The organism is Pleomorphomonas sp. T1.2MG-36, from assembly GCF_950100655.1.
Lineage (GTDB): Bacteria > Pseudomonadota > Alphaproteobacteria > Rhizobiales > Pleomorphomonadaceae > Pleomorphomonas.
Genome location: NZ_CATNLY010000045.1, coordinates 127,199 through 147,707, shown reverse-complemented (window position 1 = coordinate 147,707; position 20,509 = coordinate 127,199). Strand labels below are relative to the sequence as shown.

Sequence of the window (20,509 nt, the reverse complement as noted above, 5' to 3'; positions counted from 1 at the left end):
CCTGCTTGTAAAGCATTCAGGTTCGCGCCAAGGTGGAATCAATCCGCTGCGAATATGACGATGCTAAACGAGAACAATGTGCGCCGGGCTGACGCCACACCTCACGCAAGTGCGCTGATCGAAGGCCTTCGGGATATCGGTTATTCGCTTGATACCGCCATTGCCGACATCATCGACAATTCGATCACTGCAAACGCCCGGACCGTTCGGATCCTAACGGAGGTGTTTTCAGAGGAGCCTTATATCGCCATCATCGATGACGGCGATGGGATGTCTGAAGTAGAGCTCGTTGCCGCGATGCGACCAGGCAGTCGCAACCCGCTCGCGACTCGTGACGAACCTGATCTTGGTCGGTTCGGTCTTGGTCTGAAGAGTGCGAGCTTCTCGCAATGTCGACGGCTAACGGTCATCTCGCGACGATCGGGTGGCACATCAGTCGCCGTTTGGGATCTGGACGATGTGGCAAGGCGGAACGATTGGGCCATTCAGCTCCCGGACAACCTGCCTGAGATTTCTGCGATCGATCATCTGGGAGATAGCGGCACGCTTGTTCTCTGGCAGAAGCTCGATCGATTGGAGGGGAGCGGTTCCTTCAGTCCAGAGAAGCGAGCCGAACTCATCAACCAGAGAGTCGCTGAGGCCGAGTACCATCTTCGCCTCGTCTTCCACCGCTTCATGGAAGCGGCGAAGCCGCTCCGCATTCTTCTGAACGGGCGCCAGATTCGTCCGCTTGATCCGTTTGCCCGCAAGAACCCAGCGACGATCCACGGTCCTGACGAGTCGCTGACTCTGGGGGGCAGAACGGTAGAGATCCAGAGCTACACCCTTCCGCACCACAAGCAGATGAGCAAGGCGGAATGGGATGAGATCGGCGGGCCAGAAGGGCATCAAAAATCCCAGGGTTTCTATTTGTACCGGGGCAATAGGCTGATCATTCACGGGACGTGGTTTGGCCTCTGTAGGCACTCCGAGATCACGAAGCTATCGCGCGTCAGGATCGACATATCGAACCAGATGGATGCTGACTGGAAGATTGACGTCAAGAAGTCATCCGCGCAGCTACCACCATTAGTGCGGGAGCGACTGAAGAAAGTGATCGAGCGTATTCAGGACGGCTCGAAACGCACATATCGCAAGCGTGGGCAGAAGCTGGTCGACCAGGACCGCCTGCCAATGTGGCATCGCATTCAGGCGGAAGGCCAAATTCGATATCGCCCTAATGTCGAACACCCCGCGTTCGCCGAGTTCGCCACACGCCTGCCGGAACATCTCCGTCGAGAATTCTTCAACTGCATTGTTCTGGTGGGCGCATCGCTTCCTGTTGAAGCACTTCATGCCGACATGGCCGGTTCTGCCGAACAGATCGTTCCGGACCGCGTGGACGAAGACACCCTGGCTCAGGCGGTGAGGGCGACGCTTTCTGTCTTGATGACCGCTCGAAAGAGCATCGATGAAATCATGGCACTCATGAAGGACGTTGATCCTTTTCGGTCCGCTTGGGAGGATACCCAGCGCCTCGTCGAGACTACCTTGGAGGTCAGGGAGGACGAATGACACCCGAGCTTAGCAGCCTTGAAGGCATGACCGCCATGTACATGGCTTCACAGGCGGGGCCGCACACCGCCCAGTCGATAAGGGATATCATAGCGCAACTGCGTACGACGCCCATGTTTGCCGGGAAGATCAAGGATGGCGAAGCCGAAGAGCTCGCGCGTCTGATCGAGGAAAAATACGGCATCAGCATGGGGCTGGGAGCGATCGTTGACGCGGAGGATTTTCGCCCCTGGCTCCATGACGCCCGGATCAATGGCAAGGTGAGGGATTATTACTGGAGTCGCTACAGGAGCCTGCTGAATCAGAAGGGCTTGCCAAAGTCTGTGATCGACGCGACGGACGAGGTAACGGACCGCATCCTCGATCGTCTGGGAGATCCAGACAACAAGAGTCGCTGGAGCCGAAAGGGCATGGTTGTCGGGCATGTCCAGAGCGGGAAGACGGCGAACTACACCGGCCTGATCTGCAAGGCTGCGGACGCCGGATATCAAGTGATTATCGTCATTGCCGGCATCCACAACAACCTGCGCAACCAGACGCAGATGCGAATCGACGAGGGGTTCATCGGTCGTGATACCGGAAGGCTGGCCAGTAGCAACAAGGCCCAAAGACAGAAGATCATTGGCGTCGGGAAATTCGATCAGCGAGAGTTTCCTGTTTCCTTGACCAACACGTTCAAGGACTTCAACAAGGCGACTGCTACGACCAACACTAGTCAGGTGGGGCAGTACAAGGCTCCGGTCGTTCTGGTGATCAAGAAGAACTCGAACACGTTGAAGAACCTGCTGGAGTGGCTGAAGGAGCACTCGCTCAGCCAAGGTTCGCAAATGGTCAAGGAGCCGATGCTTCTGATCGACGACGAGGCCGACAACGCGTCGATCAACACGGGCTATTCCCGTGACGAGGTCACCCGCATCAACGGGCAGATCCGAGAGCTTTTGCAACTTTTCGAGCGGAGTTGTTACGTCGGATACACCGCCACTCCGTTTGCCAACATCTTCATCGATCCTGATACCGACGACGAGGTCTTCAGTCAGGATCTCTTCCCGCGCCACTTCATCATCGGGCTCGACGCGCCATCGAACTACTTCGGCGCTCAAAAGGTGTTTCTCGATGCTCGGAATCAGCATGTCCGGTTGATTGACGACAACGAGGATGTCCTCCCGATCAAGCACAACATCAACCATCCGGTCGACGCGCTGCCTGGGAGTCTCGTGAGAGCGGTCCGTTCCTTCATCGTTGCGCGAGCGATCCGGAACGTCCGTGGGCAACAAGCAGCCCACGCTTCCATGCTGGTCAACGCCTCGCGCTTTACCAGCGTGCAGGGAAGGCTGCGGTCGCGGATTTCCGATCTGGTCGGCCGCATCCGGGATGCCGTCAGTGTTGATGCGGGGAAGGGGACATCTGCTCTCCGAAACCCCGAAATAGCGGCGTTGCATGCTGTGTGGGAGGAGGAGTTTGGCGAAGCCGACGGCGGCGGCTGGTCAACCGTTCAGGCGCGACTGCATGAGGTGATGGTCGCCCTTCGCGTAATCGAGGTGAACGCCTCCAGACGTTCTCAGGCTCTCGATTACGATCAAGGTGGCGAGCATGGGGTTACCGTCATCGCGGTAGGAGGTTTTTCACTGTCGCGTGGGCTTACGCTGGAGGGGCTGATGATCAGCTACTTCCTTCGCAACTCGATCATGTACGACACATTGATGCAGATGGGCCGCTGGTTCGGATATCGAATGGGATATGAGGACCTCTGTCGAATCTGGATGCCGGCTGCCGGTGTCGGTTGGTATGCCCACATCCACGAGGCAATGGATGACCTGCAGGCCCAGCTCAAGCGCATGGAGCTGGCAAAGGCCACTCCGGAGCAGTTCGGCCTTGCCGTACGCAGCCATCCAGAGTCCCTCATAGTGACTGCCCGCAACAAGATGGGAAGCGGCAAACCCTTGCCAATGAAAGTGGGGCTCGCCGAGAGCTTGGTAGAGACGACGCGGATTGTCGTGGACGCCGCGCAGCTTGCCCGCAACATGCAGGCAGGCATGGACCTTCTTGAGGGGATGCAGGCAGAGGGATACGAGTTTGAACCGCGTTCGCGAGGTCACCTTGTGCGCGGTGTTGCAGTGGGCCTCATTGATGCTTTCCTTCGTGCTTTCAGGGCAGATTCGGCAAGTCCGCCAGCTGACCCACTTACAGATCCGAAGCTGATACGCGACTACATAGAGGCTCGCGCCAATTCCGAGCTGAAGAGCTGGGACGTATTCATCGCGAGTTCCACGCGAAGCGAGTTTGATCCGGTTCCTTTGGCACATCTTAGTCTGGTTCCGTTCGAGCGCTCTGTCGACGCAGACGACCACGCCCGCGGTGTGTTCACGATCAGTGGCGTGAGCCGCCGCGTCGGGTCTTCCGAGGACGAGCGCGAAGGACTTACGGAAGAGCAGATCAAGGCTGCCTTGGACAGATACAAGAATGAGCGCGCCGACAAGACGCTGCCCAAGACGATATCGCCGAGGGTCTACAGATCGGTTCCCGGGCGACGGCCCCTGATGATCCTGCGTCTGGTCAGGCCGAAGATCGGTGAGGTCGATGGCCGCCCCCAGTACGCTCCCGATATCCTTGCGTGGGGGCTTTCCTTCCCGTCCAGCAGTATCACCGGTGGTACCGTAGAGTACGTCGTCAACACCGTGCGCATGCGCGAGATGTTCGGCGAGGAAGAAACTGAGGAGGAGGCGCAGGGTGATACCGAGTGATACTCCCTGGTCTGGTCTCGAAGCTGGGCAAACAGATACGCGCCGTGTTTCCGTCGCCGCTCGCTGGAACTGGTTCTGGGCGGTCATGCCGCGCGCCGATGCGACGCTCGTCTTGCAGCTATCTCAACTGCCTGATCCGCCCCTCGATTTGCCTCGACTGGGAAATCTGGAGATCCGGTTTCAGACGTTGCCTGGTGGACCAATCCTTTATATCCGACTGAGAGACAGAGCCCAGATCGAACTGTTCGAAACATTTTGCCGCGATTTGATGGCCGCAGCCGAACCTGCGCCAACTGAACGGGAAGCGCTGGAGAGGGCGATCGGTCGTTCATTCCGCTGGCATTATCTGCTGCGCGGCGGCAAATCCGAGGTCCTGTCTGAGGAAGCGCAGAAGGGTCTGATCGGCGAAATCGAGGTCCTCCAGCTGTTGATCGCCGAACTCGGACCGAAGGCAGCGCTTGCCGCGTGGACAGGCCCGTCCGGAGCACCAAAGGACTTCGAGTTCGAGGCCGATTGTATCGAAGTCAAGGCACGGAGGGGGGCGTCGCAGCCGTTCGTGAAGATTTCCAGCGAATTCCAGTTGGCCGATGTCGCCGGGCATCATCTCTGGCTTGCGGTCTTGGCCATCGACAGGGTTCAGCTGCCGCACGGTCGAACGCTGACGGATATTGTGGCAGAAGTGACCGGCGTGCTCGAAAGGGTCGAGCCGTCAGCCATAATGCAGTGGGACCTGCATCTCGCTGACGCAGGCTACGATGCCATGCACGACTACTCAGCTTGGCGGTGGATCGCTTCCGTACCCGAGTTTCATTCGGTATCAGATGGCTTTCCGAGGATCGCAGGCCCAGTGCCGCTCGGAGTCTCTGACGTCACCTATGCAATTGCGTTGTCGGCTTGCAGTCCCTTCAGATCCGATTGGGCCAGTGTGTGTGCAAGTCTTGGGGGGATAGGACCGCGGTCATGAGCGATGAACTGGAAGAATATCACCAGAACCTGATGGCTGACATTCGGCGGGAGGCGGACGCGAGTGGCATCATGATGGTCGAGGCATTCTTCGACCGCATGGCCGAGCGTTTGACGGCTGCCGGGGAGCTCGAAACTGCGGACAGGGCGTTTCATCAGTCTGGTGACGGGAACAAACGGATACGGGTAGACGGTTATGCGGGCGATCCCCGCGAAAGCGAGGGCGTCCTCGGTCTGATCGTGTGCGACTTTCATGATAGCGATGAGGTGCAGAGCTTTAGCAAGGGGGATGTTCCCTCAATCCTGAATCCCCTGATCCGCTTTCTCAAGCAGGCACGCAAGCCGGAATTCCGGGATGCACTGAACGAAGTCGATCCTGGCTTCCAGATATCCGACCTCATAATTGCTACTTGGCCGCACATCACCAAGGTCAAGCTGGTTCTCGTTTCCAACCGTCGCTACAGCAGCCGTGACGATGTGGTGAAGCTGGCAGATGCGGGGGAAGTGCCGATAACCTGGTCGGTGTGGGATCTGGCCCGTTTCGAGCGTTTCGATCGCTCCGGGTTGGCGCGCGAGGACATGGTCATCGACTTCGCCGCAGATTTCGGTGGTGCCTTGCCGGCTCTCAAGGCTTCGCAAAATGGGGCGGCATTGGAAAGCTATCTGATGATAGTGCCCGGGCGGCAACTGGCCGAAATCTATGATCGGTGGGGAGCGCGACTGCTTGAGGCTAACGTCAGATCCTTCCTCCAGGCTCGGGCCAAGACCAACAAGGGTATCCAAAAGACGATCCGCGAAGAGCCTGAGCTCTTCTTTCCGTACAATAATGGATTGTCGGCGACGGCTGACGAGGTCAGTCTGATCCAGTCGGATTCTGGATTGGCCGTTGCAGCGATCAGCAACCTGCAAATCGTCAATGGAGCACAGACTACAGGCTCAATTCATGCCGGGCTGAAGTTGGCGGCCGAGCAGCTTGATCGCGTCTTTGTCCAGATGAAGTTGACGGTGGTGCCACCCGAGCGGTCGGAAGAGATCGTTCCCAGGATTTCGGAGTACGCCAACACTCAGAACAAGGTGAACGCTGCTGACTTCTTCTCGAACCAACCCTTTTATGTCCGTATGGAGCAGCTCTCCCGGACCGTCATCTTTGCGGCGCGTGACGGCGAACGGCATGACAGCAAGTGGTTCTACGAGCGCTCGCGTGGGCAGTTCATCAATGCTCGTAGCAAGCTGACAACACCACAACAGAAGAAATTCGATCTGGAGTACCCGAAGGCGCAATTCGTCAGCAAGACCGATCTGGCCAAGTTCGAGTTTTCCGCGACCGGGATGCCATATCTTGTGTCTAGGGGCGCGCAGAAGAACTTTGCCGAATTCGCGAAGGCCATCGGTGAAGCCTGGTCGAAGAGTGACACGAAGTATGACGAACTCTGGTTCAGGCGCCTGATTGCAAAGGCAATCATATTCCGACAGCTTGAGGCAGATATACCGAAGCAGCCTTGGTACGAAGGCGGTTATCGCGCCAACATAGTTACCTATGCCATGGCTAAGGTGTTTCACGACGCCGAAAGCGAAAAGGAGGTGCTGGACCTCGATTCCATCTGGCGCCGCCAAGCGGTTTCCGAGCCTTTAGCCCGTGCGCTGATGGTTGCCGCGGAAGCAGCTCACGATGCGATTACCCATCCTCCGGCCGGCATTCGCAACATGTCCGAATGGGCCAAGCAGCAAGCTTGCTGGAATGGTCTGAAATCCAGACATCTCGATTACGACGACGATTTTGACAGTTGTCGCGCGCTGATCGACGCCACGAAGGCGGCAAAGCGTGAAGCTCATGCGGCGAAGAGTCTGACAGACGGCATCAATGCCCAGACAGAAGTCGTTACGCTCGGCGCGGACCACTGGAATCGCGTACTTGAATGGGGGCGTCTCAAGAAGCGTTTGACGCCGAAGGACATGCAGATTCTACAAGTCTGCGCCTCAATGCCTCGTCAACTTCCAACGGATGGTCAATCGAAGCACGCGCTTGGGCTGCTAGGCCGTCTACGTGACTTAGGCTTCCCGAGTTGACGCGTCGATGGGCATTTCGTTGCCTGGGAGTAAGGGAGCGCCTATGCGGCTGATAAGAGCATGGCTGCCGACTTGTTGCATCATTGGCACGCTGTTCCTCGCAGCAAACGCCACATCGGCTGAAATCATCGGACGCGCTTCTACAGTCGATGGCGATACGATCGAAATTCACGGCGCGCGCATTCGCTTGGATGGCGTAGACGCACCAGAGAGTTATCAGATTTGTTTGGCTAATTCGGGTAGGACCTATCGTTGCGGACAAGCTAGCGCCAGTGAGTTAGCCGCTTTCATGGCTTCAGCGCAGCCCGTATCCTGCCTACCGACGGGCCGCAGCTATGACAGGATCGTTGCGATATGTCGCCGTGCTGATGGCGTTGAAATCAACCAATGGCTCGTCGCCAGTGGCTACGCGGTCGACTGGCCGAAATATAGTCAGGGTCGTTACGCCGACGTGGAGCGAAGTGCACGTAACAGCCGGCTGGGAATCTGGAGCGGTAGCTTCCAGATGCCATGCTCGGTGCGTAGGACTAAATGTTAATCTTCGAAACCATAGAGCTAATGCGAGACTGAGACGCGATCAGATTTGCGCACCGCCTCATGGCATCGTCCTTCACCCGCCAGTGGTTCTGGAATAGAGTCTGACCGCAGTCGCACTAATCTAGGCCATCCCACCCACAAAACCGCTCAGTTCGTCCGTCCGAACGAACACAATCCGAACCGGGCCACCGCAGCCTCGCGCCCAACACTTCTCGGTGGCCTGGACTTCATCAATGTAATCCTGCTCACGTCCTGTCAAAGTCGCTTTGTAGAGATAATGCACATGACCGCATTGCCGGCAGGTGCACTCAAGTTTTTGCGTATCTGCCAGATCTTGAACCTGGATTTGGGTTTGCCATCCGGTCTTTGTCTTCACCATCACCAAAAGTCCTCGGAACTTGGAACACGCGTGTAGCTGATCTTTCCACCGGCGTTGCCATTCTTGGGGGGCTTCCACGGACCGAGGCTCACAACGGTCGCTGAATATTTTGCGTTTAACTCGTCGATCGCGATGGTCGCGGCTTCCCATCGCCGACGTTGTTCATCGTCTGCCAAGAGAAAATCTAGCTGCCTTTCATTTGATGGCGAAAGGTCCAAAAGCGTCACGCCGACGCGAAAGATCGACACACGTTCCGGGTGGTCGGCGTCAAAGTACTGCCAGAGCAGCTTCAGCCCAGACAGAATGGCCTGATCATCGTTGACGACGGGCAACACAAGCTGCTTGAACCAAGACTTATCTTGTAAGGCGAGCCAGAGCCAAAGGGCACTCGCATAATAGCCGTCCCTTCGAAGACGGCGGGCAGCTTTGACCAACAACAGACGTGAGATCTCCTTTGCGTCCGACCTAGTGCGAGATCCCGGAGAGAGCACCCTGCCGTGCCCAAACATCCCCCTTTGGCTCGATGGAGCTTGAACATCGTAGCCATGCAGCGCGTACCACATTCGCTCGCCGACCACTGAATGCCAGATCCGACGCATGTGCTTCGGTTGGAGGTTATAGAGATCCTCCACGGAGTAGACGGCCATTGCTCGAAGTTTCTGAGCAAGGCGAGAGCCAACGCCAGGGATGTCGTCTAGGGCGACTCTAAACAATGGCGCCGGCATGTCGCGCGGATGCCAAGTTGCGAGGCCATCGCCGTATTTGCCCCCACTCCATTTGCTCGCCTTGCAAGCCATCTTCGCCAACTGCCTGTTGGCTGCAAAGCCGACGCTGCATGTGATCCAGGGTGTGACGTGATCGCTGATTGCCGCCTTAATTCGGTGCGCAAGAGCTTCTGGATCACGCCTAGCATCTTCGTCCAAGACGCAAGTGAGCTCGTCAATGGATTTAGCCGTGTCGATCGGTACGATAGTCTCAATCTCGCTCAGGAGAACATTGTGCGCACGACGATAAAGGTCCGGTTTTTGCGGCACCGCGACGAGATCAGCGCATCGGCTCATGGCGTCCCGGACTGACATCATGCCCTTAATGCCGGCTTCCTTGGCTTCCCTCGAAACTGCAATAAGCATGGCCCTGTCGCCGCCATTCTCATATGGAACCACCCCTACTGGGCGCCCACGAAGGCGCTTGTCCGCCGATTGCTCCACCGAAGCGAAAAAACCGTCGAAATCCAGGTAGAGCCTTTCTGGTTCGGTTGGTCGCCTCATTTCCCGCACTCTCGGTCGATATTTGTTCGTGTTATGTTCCGATGAAGAAATGACGTCAATCCTGACAAACGTGAGTCAGTTGCCAACATGAGTCAGGAAGTGATCTGGTATCTGAGTGGCTTTCATGTTGCGCACTGGTACAACCCCCGAGCTCCTATTTTTTAAGGACACGGCCATTACTAGGTTTGAAACGCCACTTCACTAGAGGAGATGACTAGAGCATAGTGATCTTTAGAAGGAAGCCGCACATTGTGTAGTTTTTCCGTCTCGTAGTGACGGGGCCGATCGCAGAACGAGCAATCAAACTTGCCTATGGTGGCCTCTAGGCGCTTTTCTTCTAACGGGTTCTTCTTTCTTAGAGGCTTTCCAATCAGCGTGCATCCGCAGCGCTGCACGCAGATCCGACCGCGTCGACGGCGACAAATCCGCGAAACCATTGGCTTCTTCCAGTGCCCGCAGTTCCTCGCCGATGTCGGCGTAAAGACGTCCGCCGAGAAGGCGCCGCGCCCGTCCGAGCGCGTGACGTCGGTTCCTCAGTACCTGCCCCCCCACACCTTGAGCCTTGAGCCAATCCGAGAATCCATCGGCGGTCGCTGGGACGCTTTCTCCCCTGTGTCGTGCGAGTATCACTCTTCCGATGGCCTCCGCCAGCGCAACTGGGACGGCATTTGCGATCATCTGATCGATATCCCGGACACGCCGAGCGGGACTCCAATCCCAGTCCTTGGGGAATCCCTGCAAAAGCGACGTCTGCTGCTGACTGAGATGCGGTACTTGGCTCACTGGCACGAGATCCAACCGCGAAGGATTCAACAGATATCCAGGCGCGGGCGGCTCACGTGATGTTCGCACCAGAGCTGGCGCCGGCTCGTCGATTGACCTTACGCCCCGACCGCCGCCGAACGGGCGCACGAATATGTATTGCTGGTCGCTCACCCCTGAGCTTTGCGATGCAGTCCGTGGCGCGCGACCAGGTACATCCGTCGGCCAATCAGCAGTGCACCCATATCGACTAGGGTGGATGTCGATCTGTCCTCCGATGTCTTCACCGAGGATGTCGCGGATTGTAGTTTGGCGGGCTTGTCGTGCAGCATCGATTTCCGCAGCGAGGAATCCATCAGCTTCATCACGCCGTCCGACGACGATCAGCCGTTTCCGGGTTTGAGCTACTCCGTACCACGAAGCATCGACGACGATTTCCGTGATTCCATATCCCGCCCGTTTCAAAATTTCCCGCGATCGCGCCCACGTCAGGGACTTCTGCGCACGGGCGACATTCTCCATCAGACACCATTGGGGTCTCACCACCGCGACTGTCATCGCGAATGCGGTCATTAGTTCGGCGCGCTCACCTTCGACACGTAACCCAGCGGTCGAGAAATCTTGGCATGGCGGACCACCAGTGATGAGGATAGGCCGCAGATCCATGACCATGGGTGCGACGGCGACGACGTCCCGGATGTCAGCGTGGCGAACATGGTCGCCAATATTCCTGCGGTAGATCTCGATGGCCGCATCCCAGCTATCAATAGCCCCGACGATCTCCATTCCAGCCCGCATCGAGCCTAGCGACAGTCCTCCGGCACCGCAAAAAAGATCGACAACACGCACGCCAGTATCCCAAATCCCAGTTTATTGAAGGAAATCGTAGCGGATCGGCGTAACGAAAAAGTTCATGACGAATTGTCCCCTCCACCGGGTGCAGAATGTCCCGTCCACTCGCCTTGCGGCTCCCTCCCTCTTTATGCTGCCCTTTTAACCGTCGGCGGGGCCGCGAACGGCCTCCCGGAAGTCCGGTCGGCTTGTACGCTGCTGATTTCATTGAAGATGTTTGTTTCGGATGCGGAACGGCTCCGTCGGCGGCTTGACGCTGAAACCGCGCGGTGGGTCCAATAATAACAAGACCCCCGGTCTTCGCGCTTCGCAGGCGCTCGCGGGGGTCATGTCAAGGACAGGATCATGATCAGCCCGTTCCGCATAGTCGTCAAGACCGCCGCCGATAGCAGGTGATCCCGTCGCTGGGATACGCACCCAGCCAGACGGCGCCCTTCTCTACCCAAACTTGTCAACAAATTTGGCCCCGTCCTGTTCGCACATGGACGGATGGTGCGGCAGGTTCCATCGGCACGGGGACTGTCGATTTCATCGGTGTTGCCGATGCCGCCCGCTTGAAAAAGGCTGACTGTCGCCGCGCCCGCCGCCAAAATGTTCGTCTTGTGCAAGAGGCCGAAAGGGCTATCCGGGAACCTCTCATCCGTGAGGCGGCGCGCGAGTTGCTTGCATCGGGAGCGGCGGACTCGATCTCGGAAGCTTGGCATCTCGCCAGCTACGATCTCCTAAAAGCCGATCTCGCCGCCGAAGCCCGTCGCAAGCTTCCGATGGCGACGGATGAGGGCATCCGACGCCGCGTAAATAAGGAACTCGATATCCGCGACGCGTTAAGGGATCGCCGCGAGGCCGTCGTTGACCGCCTAACGGAGGGCTACCGTTGGCCGGGCGGCGAGGACCCCGCCACGAGGCGGGAGCGGTCGGCATTCGTCTATCAGGGTCTTCGGAGCGACGAGCATCCGCTTCTAAAATTATTCGCTAGCTGCCTGCCGAAGGCTCGCCCCGGCAAGCGCGATGCGGATGAAACAGAGTTAAAACAATCGCTTATGGTCGGTACCAAGGAATTCACGCGGGCCGTCGGAAGCAAGTTGTTGGGGCTCGACCAAGTCTACGTCGAGGGACAGAAAAGTGTGAGGGGCTTCATCCGGATCGATTGCGATCGTGTTTTTGCATCATGGGATGGGATGCGCCTCACCCTGATCGACGCGTTCGAGTCCGTGGATTTGCTACCTCATCTCGTCGTCGGGGATGAGCTATTGGACGGCAGAATCGTCCGGCCGCATTTCATTTGGTTGCTACCCGAGAAGTCCAGAATTCGATTTGATTCCAAGGCATTACCGGGTCCTCAGCGCCTTTATCATGCGGTGGCCCGCGCGCTGACGGCCGCTTGCATACCTGTCGGCGGCGATGTCGGTGGTTTGAGCAATTCCATGCGCGTCAAGAATCCATTGTCGCCGCATTGGTCGGTTGCCGTCCTGAATTCGCGTGATCCATTGTGTCTGTCCGATCTTATGGTGCTGCTTGAACCTTGGCTTGGCGAGGACGAGACTGCCATGGCCGAACGGCAAACGGCCGTTCGCGGCGCGGCGGTCGGCATCGATCAATGCCAGAGCAACGCTTTTTTCAAAGAGGCAACGGCGGCCTGTTGGTCCCTCGCTCGCCAGTGGATCGCCGAGGGAGACAAACGGGGCGCGCTGACAGGCGACGACCTCGCACAAGCGTTTGCCACCGCGCTAGGGCACGATGCTCGCCACGCAATGACAAACGTCCCGCCACGCAAAGCAATGGGGATGCTGCACTCCGTTTGCCGTTGGGCAGCGCTTCATTTCGATCCGTCTGCACGCCGTCGGACGGCAAACCCGGGAGTTCTCAGGGGGACCCTTGGTGGCCTATCGCTCCACGACCGCCAGGCTGCGGGTGGTCGGCATGCGGCAGGCACTCGTCGGGATGCCTCGCTCAACGCGATACGGGAGGCCGTGGCCGCCCTTCGTGCCGAGGGCGCGGAGATCACCAAGGCGGCCGTTGCACGTCGTGCAGGCATTGCTTATCGCACGGTTCTCCGACATTTCGAGGCGGCGATGTCCGACGTTAGCGAGGTTTCCGAGGCCTGTAAGACCACCGTGACAGACGGTCTTAGAAAAATAGCAGGCCTTTTCACGGCTCGCTCCTCATCCCATCACACCACAGCGCTGGATGAGGGTTCAGCTAGTCACGATGCTCCGGAGGCTGTCTCGATACCCACGGTTCTTCCGTTCCACACTGACTCGGATCGATCGCCGCCGTCGTCTCATGCTGTCCGTCAGTCATTGGACGACGGAGAGTACGAAGAGGATGTCGTCTCGTTGATCGAACATGAATTGTGGTTGTCGTCAGTGGACGGTAGTCCATCCGAACCGCCCCAGTGGGACGACGACTCGTGGTCCGTTGCCGCCTAGCCACTCAATCCGCAACGCCGAGGCCCGACCCTGTCGGACCAAGGCGGAGAACCGAAGTCGCCCCGCGTGGCGGCGTGAGGTCCCCAGGGGGACCGCAGCCGGACCGTAGGGCCGGAGGGGGATTGGAATCCTGCCCCCTTTTCCCGTCATAGCTGTAAATTCGTTCGTTTCTGCCATCACACCCTTTTGACGCGATTCTAAAACGGCCCTGCGAGGCCGCCAGAGGCCTTCGGCAAGTCGGACTGTATGATTCCCTACCCCAAAAAGTCCGCTCAGGTTTCCCTCGTCGCGCCCATCGTCGATGCTCCAGCGCTTCCGGAAGAGTCTTTTGCCTCTTCCGGATCGGCTTCGCCGACCACGCCTCACGCATAGACGACGGGACCCTACTCCTCGGTGACCGCCGGGGCGGCGGCTTGCACACGCGCCGTTGGCGCTGGGTCCACCCCCATGTGAGGGCAGGACCTAGGGCAAGCCTATGCCGCCACCCCGGCCGTCAACCCGTCGCTGGCTCCTGGCGCAACGAATTCGGACGCCTTAATTCCGTGAGGCACGAAATTCCTAAATCAGCGCCGTTCCGAACTCGCAGCTCGAAAATCAGCTCTAGTCCCCACTCCATGGCGAAACAAACAAAAAAACAGACGAAATAAATGAAATACTGAATTCGTTACGTGCGCAATAAAAAATATAAATTACCGGAATCAGCGATGAAATATGCCGAGAAGACGTATTCAATATTCCTTTCTCGATTGAAGCAGAAATAACGTCCGGAAGTCTGTTAGTTATCGAGATAATGTAGCAATATCTTAACTAACAATTTGTCTCTCAATAGGTATTGATACCGATAGATAGTTCTCTTCTAGTCTGCCTACGATAATGAGTTGCTTGAGAGGGCAACGTGAAAGGCGAGGCCGAGAGCGGCAAAGCCGAGCACAAAAGGAGAATGACATGAGTGAGATCCAGACCGCCGACGCGGCGGACGAGACGACGGGCGGCGATGGCCGCTGCGGATGGCCCATGGACGGTGGATCGGTTGAGTCGCCGTGCTACTGCACTCACAAGCGCGGAGGAAATTGGGCCGCGCAACTGACCGGTCCGAACGCCGCTCGCATGACGCGCACATACCTGCCACAGCGCGGTCGTATCGTCGATTTGACGACCGTCAAGGCCGGCGATGTGCTTGAATTCGGCGGCGATTACACGACGGGTAGCGGCCGCCGGGAGCCGGATCGCGAGTACTGGCACGTCATCAAGATCGACTTTGATGTCGATATGATCTTTTTCGACAAATACCCGACGCCGGCGAAAGCCCTCCGCGCGGCTCGTGAAGCCCTCCGCGCGGCTTCCACTGTAGCGGTTGCCGACATGGTGACGCCGCTCCCGGACGACGATGAAGAGGCAATCGTCTGACGCACATGAGACATATCCGCCCCTTGAGCGGCGGGCTCCGTACTTCAGCTTGCAATCCTGGGAGTTTCCATGAATAAGATATTGAAAATACTCAGTGATAGCTCAGTGGCGTCATTCAGACTCTTGCACGAACAGGCCGCAACCCGTGCCGGTCTTCTCTTGTGCGTGATGGCCGCTGAATGGGTTGCCATTCTCGTATCGCACGATGATCGCTGGCCGCTGCTGATCGCGACGATCGCCGGTATCGCCTCAATTTACGTGTTGTGCCTCAACGGCCGATATCGCCGCTCGTGGCCGCTTCTCGTGGCGGTTGCCGGTGCGATGGTCGTCGGCATCTACGCCGGCGGAAACAGTCTCCTGACCTGACCTCCAGAGCAGTCATCAGGTTTTTCCCTTACATCGAATCCGGACGGGCACGCTCATGCCCAAGCGCAAGCGTCCGCCGTGGCGGAGGCAGCTACCCGACCGGATCGATGTTGGCGGACGCCATGATGACCGCCACAACGGCGGCCAGGAACAGGAGAACACCGATGTCCTACCGCCTCCGCCACGCCCTCTACGCGACCCTCTACGCTCTCTCGCCCGTGCTCGTCCTCGGATGGTTCCTCGCAATTTTGGCCTTCGTCGCCTTCCTCAACCATTGAGGAGGCCGCCATGCACTATCGCATCCGCGATCACTGGGCCGAAATCGCAGCCCTCCTGCCGATCACCTGCCCTACGGCGATTGTGATTGCCCTTCACCTCGCGGGCGCTTTATAGCGCTCGCTACCCTTCGCGAGCCCCAATGCGCGTTTCAATTTTCCCATCGCGATGTCTCGATTGCCCTGTCACGCACCGGCTGAAGCACGCCGCCCGTTGCTTATATTTCCTGGATCGAGGTGAGGAAATTGACCTCGCCCTCGACATTGAGGACATGGCGGCGATGGCATGCGCAGTCGCCGAGAATTGCGGCGATCCCATGGACCTAATGGTCGAGATCGTCGACAACGAGATTCAAATCTCACTGTGCCCCGTCGACCATTGAGATGTCGAATAACGTGTTTAAGATCAAATAGATCGCTAGTCCGCTTCCCCGCAGAGGGCGGGTAAACCGCTCTATACCGCTTGTGCTGCGGCAAACGTCCTAACCGCCCCTTGAGCGGCGGGTTTGAATAGAATGGGCGGCCCCGGTTGGAACCGCCCTTTCTTCATCCCCTCGGTCTCGATGCCCCAGGCCCGGCCGACGCCCCCGCGCCGCCGGCATGAATCGGCGTCTCCCCCGCCGACCCCTTGCCGCCGATCCCCTTGACTCCCGGAACCCCTCCGTGCCCCATCCCGCCAAGCCGCCCGCCAACTGCGGCCATGATCACCGCGCCGCCCTCCGACTCTCTCCACGATGAGATCGTCAACCCAAGCCACGGCCCGATCCTTTCCGGCGCGGATGGTATCGACCGGAAAATGAAATGGAACGCCATGAACTGGATTGCAATGGCGAGTATTCCATAGACTAATACCCCCGATACACCAAGCGTATAGCCGGATATTGCCGCATCGGATGCAAACGAGAACGAAAAACGCAAGAAATTCAAACCGACTATACCGATTGCAATTGCCGCCGCATATGCAATCACGATGATGGCCGGACGGAGTAGAATCGACACGAACAGGCTTCCGTAGCCGAACACCTGCGCACGATCCACGAAGGCACCGCCATCAAGCCGCAGGTGCGAAAATGCCCAAACCAGCACCGCAATTGATGCCACCAGCAATTCGAGAGCCCATGCAAAAAACGCAAATGTCACATAAATCCATGGCGTTAGTGGGAGTACATAGAGCAGCATGACCCCGGCACCATACGCCGCTGCAATCGCAGGCCATCCCGCCCTCATGAAGAAATCGAACACCGCACCCACCGCGGACCCGAAAAAGTGGGACCCTCCAGACGCCGCCGCGCCAACGCCGAACGCCGTTTCGGATGCCACCAATAGGTGATTACCGGTATTCATGAGATCTGAAATCGGGTCCGCCGAAAAACCATCATAACTCGTAAAATAGTCTTTCAGTGGTTGAGTAATACTTCCCGTTATTTTGGAGAATGTGGTTTCCGCGTCATCATCCGCCTCCGTCCGCAGATCATTTGCCGTCAACCGGACTTCCGTTCCCTCAATAAGTATTTGATTATCCAAGAGTTTCAGCGCTGCGCCAACAGTGGACGAGTAGAGCCCCCACGATTTCGCGTCCGGTGCCGTCACCGTTGCATTTTCCGCCGCGGTCGATGATGCCGCGAGATTCAGAGTGCCTAGAATCCTGTAATACCCGCCGACGCAAGGCCAGCCACACGACCGCACATGCTCAACGAGTTTTTGCCGGAGGCCGGAGTCCGATGCTGTCGCGGCCGATCGGGCGGCTTGTGAAATCGTGCGATCATAACTTTCCGCAATTTGATTCAGCCGCTCAACGAATTGGGTTACAAGCGTTCCGTTGTCTCGCCATGCAGAAACTATTGATTTCACTAGCGTTTCGGAATCCGTTGATGTTGCGCCGGGAGTCCGACCAATCACATTAGCGATGTTGTCGCCGATTTTCATATCTCGGATAGCAGCCACAGCCCCAGCGACAGCCTGTCGCCGCGTTTCGCCGAAACCTCCGAAATTTTCAGGATTCGAAACCGTTATGCTCCCGCACGCTGGACCGTAATCCCATGCAAACCCACTGGTTTTCCCGGCCTCGGTGACCTCGCCCGTCCACCACGACCGCCGCTCCCCCGACTGGATCACCGATCCGGATGCAGCCGGAATCCGTGCGGCTGTGATCGTGGTTTCGCCGAGTGTTCGCCCAGCCTGAATCCGGACTGCCGAGCAAACCTCCGCGCGTGTCAGTCCATAAACGAGAGCCTGACCCGCTCCGCTGATCGGCAACGAGGAATTTCCGGAAACCGTCGCATTTTCAACGTATTGCACGGCGACCGCGTTGCCGAGATTTGCGGAAATAATTGCCACTTCTTTTACAAGATAGTGCACACCGGATAGCCCCACCGCGCCGATCGGAACGAGCATTCCGAATCCGACGACGGGTCGTAACGCCACCCACACGCCGCTTGTCGAATCCGACAACGGCCGCCCTGTTCTCGCCGCTCCCACAATCGCACTGAGTATGCCGTAACTCAAAAACAGAGCGCCGATGAGCACCAGAGCCGAGGCAATTATTTCGAGCAGCGTCGACACCGAGGATGCTTCCGACGCGGTTCCGAAAATGCCGTCGATCATCCTCCCTGACCAATCGGAGGCTGGGAGCGATCTGAACAGGTCCGGTGCAGCGGTGATGTCGATTATGCTCATTGCCTCGCCCCCCCGATATCCACTCGGCGAACCGCTTTCGGAGCGTTTCTCGGCACGCACACAATCATCAATGCGCTGATGATTCCGAACAGTGTCGCGAGGAGTTCGGCGACCGCCATGATGTCGAAGCTCACTGCGCTGTCTCCCCGATCGAGAGTGCCGAGCCGCTGAACAGCCTCTTATCCCGGTCGGTGACATGTCGGCCGAGGATACCGCGCAGGACCGATCCGTCGATTTCGCCGTTCCGGAGCGCCGCCAAAACGGCACCGCCAAGGACGATTTTCCGGCGGCTGTCATCCGCCCGGCGAGCCGACTTCAACGCCTGTTCCGTCTGCGCGAGTCTTGATTCCAGGTCGGCCTTTCGCTGTCTCAGTGCGCTCAAATCGACCATGTATTCCTCCCCAATCTGCTTTTCTCTTTGAGATTATAATTCGCTTGATATTGCGCCGGCGCAAGTACGGTAGGAAGATGAAAGCGAAAAGTTCTTCCCTGAAAGGCGCGCTTAAGCGTCACAGGTGACGCAGCTTGCCTGTCTGGAGACTTCGGGAGGCGGATTACATGTTCCGTAGGCGCTTAAACTCTATCATCGACGCGAGTGATACGCCCGATGTCCGTTTTGGAGGCCGTTTTATACTCGCGAGTCCGTGCGTCGATTTCATGCCAGAATTTACGCCGACGCTTAAGTGCCCCGCCGTTTTCCCCGCAGTCCAACACCGCACCGACTGCCCCTCGAACGGACGATTTTCGCGTTCTTCCAACCGCTCGAATCCGTCATCGGCTGTCATGGGCCGACGCTTAAGTGCCCGCCCATGACGAGCCTCCCCGCCAGCGAGACTCTTTTCCATATGAGCGTGAAGGTCCTTCAGCGCTCGAAAGGCAGGTCTGCCGTCGCCGCCGCCGCCTACCGCGCTGCAACGGCAATGACCAACTCCCAGACAGGCCGCGAATTCGACTTCAGCCGCAAGCGCCACGTCGTCGAAAGTTTCATCCTTGCCCCTGCCGACGCCCCAGCTTGGGTTCACGACCGCTCTGAACTTTGGAACCGGGTCGAGGCCGCAGAACGAAGAAAAGATGCGGTCACCGCCCGCGAGGTCGAGTTGTCCATCCCTCGCGACCTGCCCCGCGATCGATGGCGCGAGTTCGTCGAATCCGTAACGAAAAAATACATTATGGCGGGGGCTGTCTGTGATGTCGCGATCCACTGCCCCAAGGGAGCGGATGGCGAGCCGCAACCTCACGCGCACATCATGCTCACGCCGCGCATGCTCGATCCCACAACCCAAACTGGATTCGCGGCCGTCCGTAACGCCGACCTTGGCCACCTATTTGAATCCGGCGGTCGGCAGGGCGGCACGAAGGGCGAGGCGCTGAAGGCGGAGCGATCCCGCGTGGCGACGATCGTCAACAACATGCTCCGCAACACTCGCTCCGAACGCCGAGCCGACGCCCGGAGCTACGCCGCTCGCAATGACCCGCGCGAACCCGAACCGCAAATTGGAGAGCAGAGGATGGCGTCGGTTCGCCGTCGCCGGATGCACGACCGTCGAACTGCCGTTGTCACTTCAATTCGTGAGCAACGAAAAACCCTGAACGAACTGCAAAAACTGGAGGAAGAGATGTCTCAACAAAAACGCGGTTTCCCCAAGCTTCCTACCGAGGCAGCGAAAACGGATTACAAGGTCGGCCTGCTGAAGAGCAGGTTCCCAGACTTTGATCCGGCCCCCTACGCCTCAAACATTAATTTAGTCGACGTGCGCCGCCGTGACCGCACCCGCATACAGTGTACCGACGGCGGTTGGGTTGAGGCGCGCGGCCGAGAAATCACCATCTGGGGTCCAGACCGTCTAGCCACGCCGCTCGCCCGAGCCCTTGCCGAGGACATCGGCGTCGGCGAGAGCGGCATCCAGCATCTGAAAAAAGCTGCTGTCGTACGCCGTAGGGCCGACTGCCGCCCTGTTCTCTCACCGAATTCGCAATCACGAGGATTGCGGATTCATGGAGAGAACGCGGCTACGAAGATGTCACCGAAGCACCCGACGGCGCCTGGGTTTCAGTTGCGGAATCCCGGCTGCACGACACGGGCGACTATGTCACCGTCCACGGTTCTATCAGTGATGAATCCGTTCGGGCGCTCGTAGAGAAAGCGGCGGACGAATGGGGCGCGCAGCTTGAATCTCATGGTCCAGACGAGTTTCGCGAGCGCCTTTGGCTCGAATGCCAGCGCCAGAACGTG

General features: G+C 58.2%; 15 protein-coding genes and 1 pseudogene. 11 read left to right on the top strand and 5 right to left on the bottom strand.

The features are described 5' to 3' along the window. Positions 1-60: 60 nt before the first annotated feature. From QQZ18_RS18300 to QQZ18_RS18280, 5 genes are read left to right on the top strand one after another with little or no spacing between them, the layout of a single operon-like run. Positions 61-1,554, top strand: a complete 1,494-nt coding sequence (locus QQZ18_RS18300) for an ATP-binding protein (protein WP_284542391.1) — start codon at positions 61-63, stop codon at positions 1,552-1,554. Then, positions 1,551-4,295, top strand: coding sequence for a Z1 domain-containing protein (locus QQZ18_RS18295; RefSeq protein ID WP_284542390.1), 2,745 nt, complete (start codon positions 1,551-1,553; stop codon positions 4,293-4,295). Before QQZ18_RS18300 ends, QQZ18_RS18295 begins: the two co-directional genes overlap by 4 nt. Next, positions 4,282-5,259 (top strand): PD-(D/E)XK motif protein, encoded by a 978-nt coding sequence (locus tag QQZ18_RS18290; protein WP_284542389.1) that lies wholly within the window; start codon positions 4,282-4,284, stop codon positions 5,257-5,259. Before QQZ18_RS18295 ends, QQZ18_RS18290 begins: the two co-directional genes overlap by 14 nt. Next, positions 5,256-7,325: an AIPR family protein gene (locus QQZ18_RS18285; protein WP_284542388.1), complete on the top strand. Its 2,070-nt coding sequence runs from the start codon at positions 5,256-5,258 to the stop codon at positions 7,323-7,325. Before QQZ18_RS18290 ends, QQZ18_RS18285 begins: the two co-directional genes overlap by 4 nt. A gap of 7 nt (positions 7,326-7,332) precedes the next feature. Beyond that, a complete protein-coding gene (locus QQZ18_RS18280) occupies positions 7,333-7,863 on the top strand; it encodes a thermonuclease family protein (RefSeq protein WP_342398931.1) in 531 nt (176 codons plus the stop codon). Between the two features lie 120 nt (positions 7,864-7,983). Here QQZ18_RS18280 and QQZ18_RS18275 read toward each other — a convergent pair whose 3' ends face one another. The 3 genes from QQZ18_RS18275 to dcm all read right to left on the bottom strand — a co-directional run bounded on the left by QQZ18_RS18275 (position 7,984) and on the right by dcm (position 11,120). Beyond that, positions 7,984-8,241, bottom strand: coding sequence for a hypothetical protein (locus QQZ18_RS18275; protein WP_284542386.1), 258 nt, complete (start codon positions 8,239-8,241; stop codon positions 7,984-7,986). Further along, positions 8,241-9,509: a Y-family DNA polymerase gene (locus QQZ18_RS18270; RefSeq protein WP_284542385.1), complete on the bottom strand. Its 1,269-nt coding sequence runs from the start codon at positions 9,507-9,509 to the stop codon at positions 8,241-8,243. Before QQZ18_RS18270 ends, QQZ18_RS18275 begins: the two co-directional genes overlap by 1 nt. Before the next feature lie 300 nt (positions 9,510-9,809). Continuing rightward, positions 9,810-11,120: a DNA (cytosine-5-)-methyltransferase gene (gene dcm, locus QQZ18_RS18265; protein ID WP_284542384.1), complete on the bottom strand. Its 1,311-nt coding sequence runs from the start codon at positions 11,118-11,120 to the stop codon at positions 9,810-9,812. A 395-nt stretch (positions 11,121-11,515) separates the two neighbouring features. Here dcm and QQZ18_RS18260 point away from each other — a divergent pair, with 395 nt between their 5' ends. The 3 genes from QQZ18_RS18260 to QQZ18_RS18250 all read left to right on the top strand — a co-directional run bounded on the left by QQZ18_RS18260 (position 11,516) and on the right by QQZ18_RS18250 (position 15,325). Next, a complete protein-coding gene (locus tag QQZ18_RS18260; protein WP_284542383.1) occupies positions 11,516-13,552 on the top strand; it encodes a hypothetical protein in 2,037 nt (678 codons plus the stop codon). Between the two features lie 945 nt (positions 13,553-14,497). Then, positions 14,498-14,959 carry a hypothetical protein gene (locus QQZ18_RS18255; RefSeq protein WP_284542382.1) on the top strand — a complete coding sequence of 154 codons (462 nt, stop codon included), beginning with the start codon at positions 14,498-14,500 and terminating at the stop codon, positions 14,957-14,959. A gap of 69 nt (positions 14,960-15,028) precedes the next feature. Next, entirely contained in the window at positions 15,029-15,325 is a 297-nt protein-coding gene (locus QQZ18_RS18250) for a hypothetical protein (protein WP_284542381.1), read from the top strand. Between the two features lie 821 nt (positions 15,326-16,146). On the opposite strand, the gene QQZ18_RS18245 is transcribed toward QQZ18_RS18250, so the two are convergent. Then, positions 16,147-18,276, bottom strand: a complete 2,130-nt coding sequence (locus tag QQZ18_RS18245; RefSeq protein ID WP_284542380.1) for a DotA/TraY family protein — start codon at positions 18,274-18,276, stop codon at positions 16,147-16,149. Then, positions 18,273-18,410 (bottom strand): hypothetical protein, encoded by a 138-nt coding sequence (locus QQZ18_RS18240; RefSeq protein ID WP_284542379.1) that lies wholly within the window; start codon positions 18,408-18,410, stop codon positions 18,273-18,275. The genes QQZ18_RS18245 and QQZ18_RS18240 overlap by 4 nt, the downstream gene beginning before the upstream one ends. A 62-nt stretch (positions 18,411-18,472) precedes the next feature. Between QQZ18_RS18240 and QQZ18_RS18235 the strand changes: the two genes are divergently transcribed. The 3 genes and pseudogenes from QQZ18_RS18235 to QQZ18_RS23835 all read left to right on the top strand — a co-directional run. Continuing rightward, the gene (locus tag QQZ18_RS18235; RefSeq protein WP_284542378.1) at positions 18,473-18,622 is read left to right on the top strand and encodes a hypothetical protein; all 150 of its coding nucleotides are present in this window, start codon (positions 18,473-18,475) and stop codon (positions 18,620-18,622) included. A 463-nt stretch (positions 18,623-19,085) separates the two neighbouring features. Then, positions 19,086-20,414 carry a MobA/MobL family protein gene (locus tag QQZ18_RS18230; RefSeq protein ID WP_284542377.1) on the top strand — a complete coding sequence of 443 codons (1,329 nt, stop codon included), beginning with the start codon at positions 19,086-19,088 and terminating at the stop codon, positions 20,412-20,414. Further along, positions 20,384-20,479 (top strand): annotated as a pseudogene (locus QQZ18_RS23835) (hypothetical protein); the annotation flags it as partial. The gene QQZ18_RS18230 and the pseudogene QQZ18_RS23835, both read left to right, overlap by 31 nt. Positions 20,480-20,509 lie beyond the last annotated feature (30 nt).

Bases quoted from the DNA above. Each gene is read 5' to 3' on its own strand.
- QQZ18_RS18300 (WP_284542391.1), top strand. From the start codon at position 61: ATGCTAAACGAGAACAATGTGCGCCGGGCTGACGCCACACCTCACGCA.
- QQZ18_RS18295 (WP_284542390.1), top strand. From the start codon at position 1,551: ATGACACCCGAGCTTAGCAGCCTTGAAGGCATGACCGCCATGTACATG.
- QQZ18_RS18285 (WP_284542388.1), top strand. From the start codon at position 5,256: ATGAGCGATGAACTGGAAGAATATCACCAGAACCTGATGGCTGACATT.
- QQZ18_RS18280 (WP_342398931.1), top strand. From the start codon at position 7,333: ATGGGCATTTCGTTGCCTGGGAGTAAGGGAGCGCCTATGCGGCTGATA.
- QQZ18_RS18275 (WP_284542386.1), bottom strand. From the start codon at position 8,241: ATGGTGAAGACAAAGACCGGATGGCAAACCCAAATCCAGGTTCAAGAT.
- QQZ18_RS18270 (WP_284542385.1), bottom strand. From the start codon at position 9,509: ATGAGGCGACCAACCGAACCAGAAAGGCTCTACCTGGATTTCGACGGT.
- QQZ18_RS18255 (WP_284542382.1), top strand. From the start codon at position 14,498: ATGAGTGAGATCCAGACCGCCGACGCGGCGGACGAGACGACGGGCGGC.
- QQZ18_RS18250 (WP_284542381.1), top strand. From the start codon at position 15,029: ATGAATAAGATATTGAAAATACTCAGTGATAGCTCAGTGGCGTCATTC.
- QQZ18_RS18245 (WP_284542380.1), bottom strand. From the start codon at position 18,276: ATGAGCATAATCGACATCACCGCTGCACCGGACCTGTTCAGATCGCTC.
- QQZ18_RS18235 (WP_284542378.1), top strand. From the start codon at position 18,473: ATGTCGGCCGAGGATACCGCGCAGGACCGATCCGTCGATTTCGCCGTT.
- QQZ18_RS18230 (WP_284542377.1), top strand. From the start codon at position 19,086: ATGACGAGCCTCCCCGCCAGCGAGACTCTTTTCCATATGAGCGTGAAG.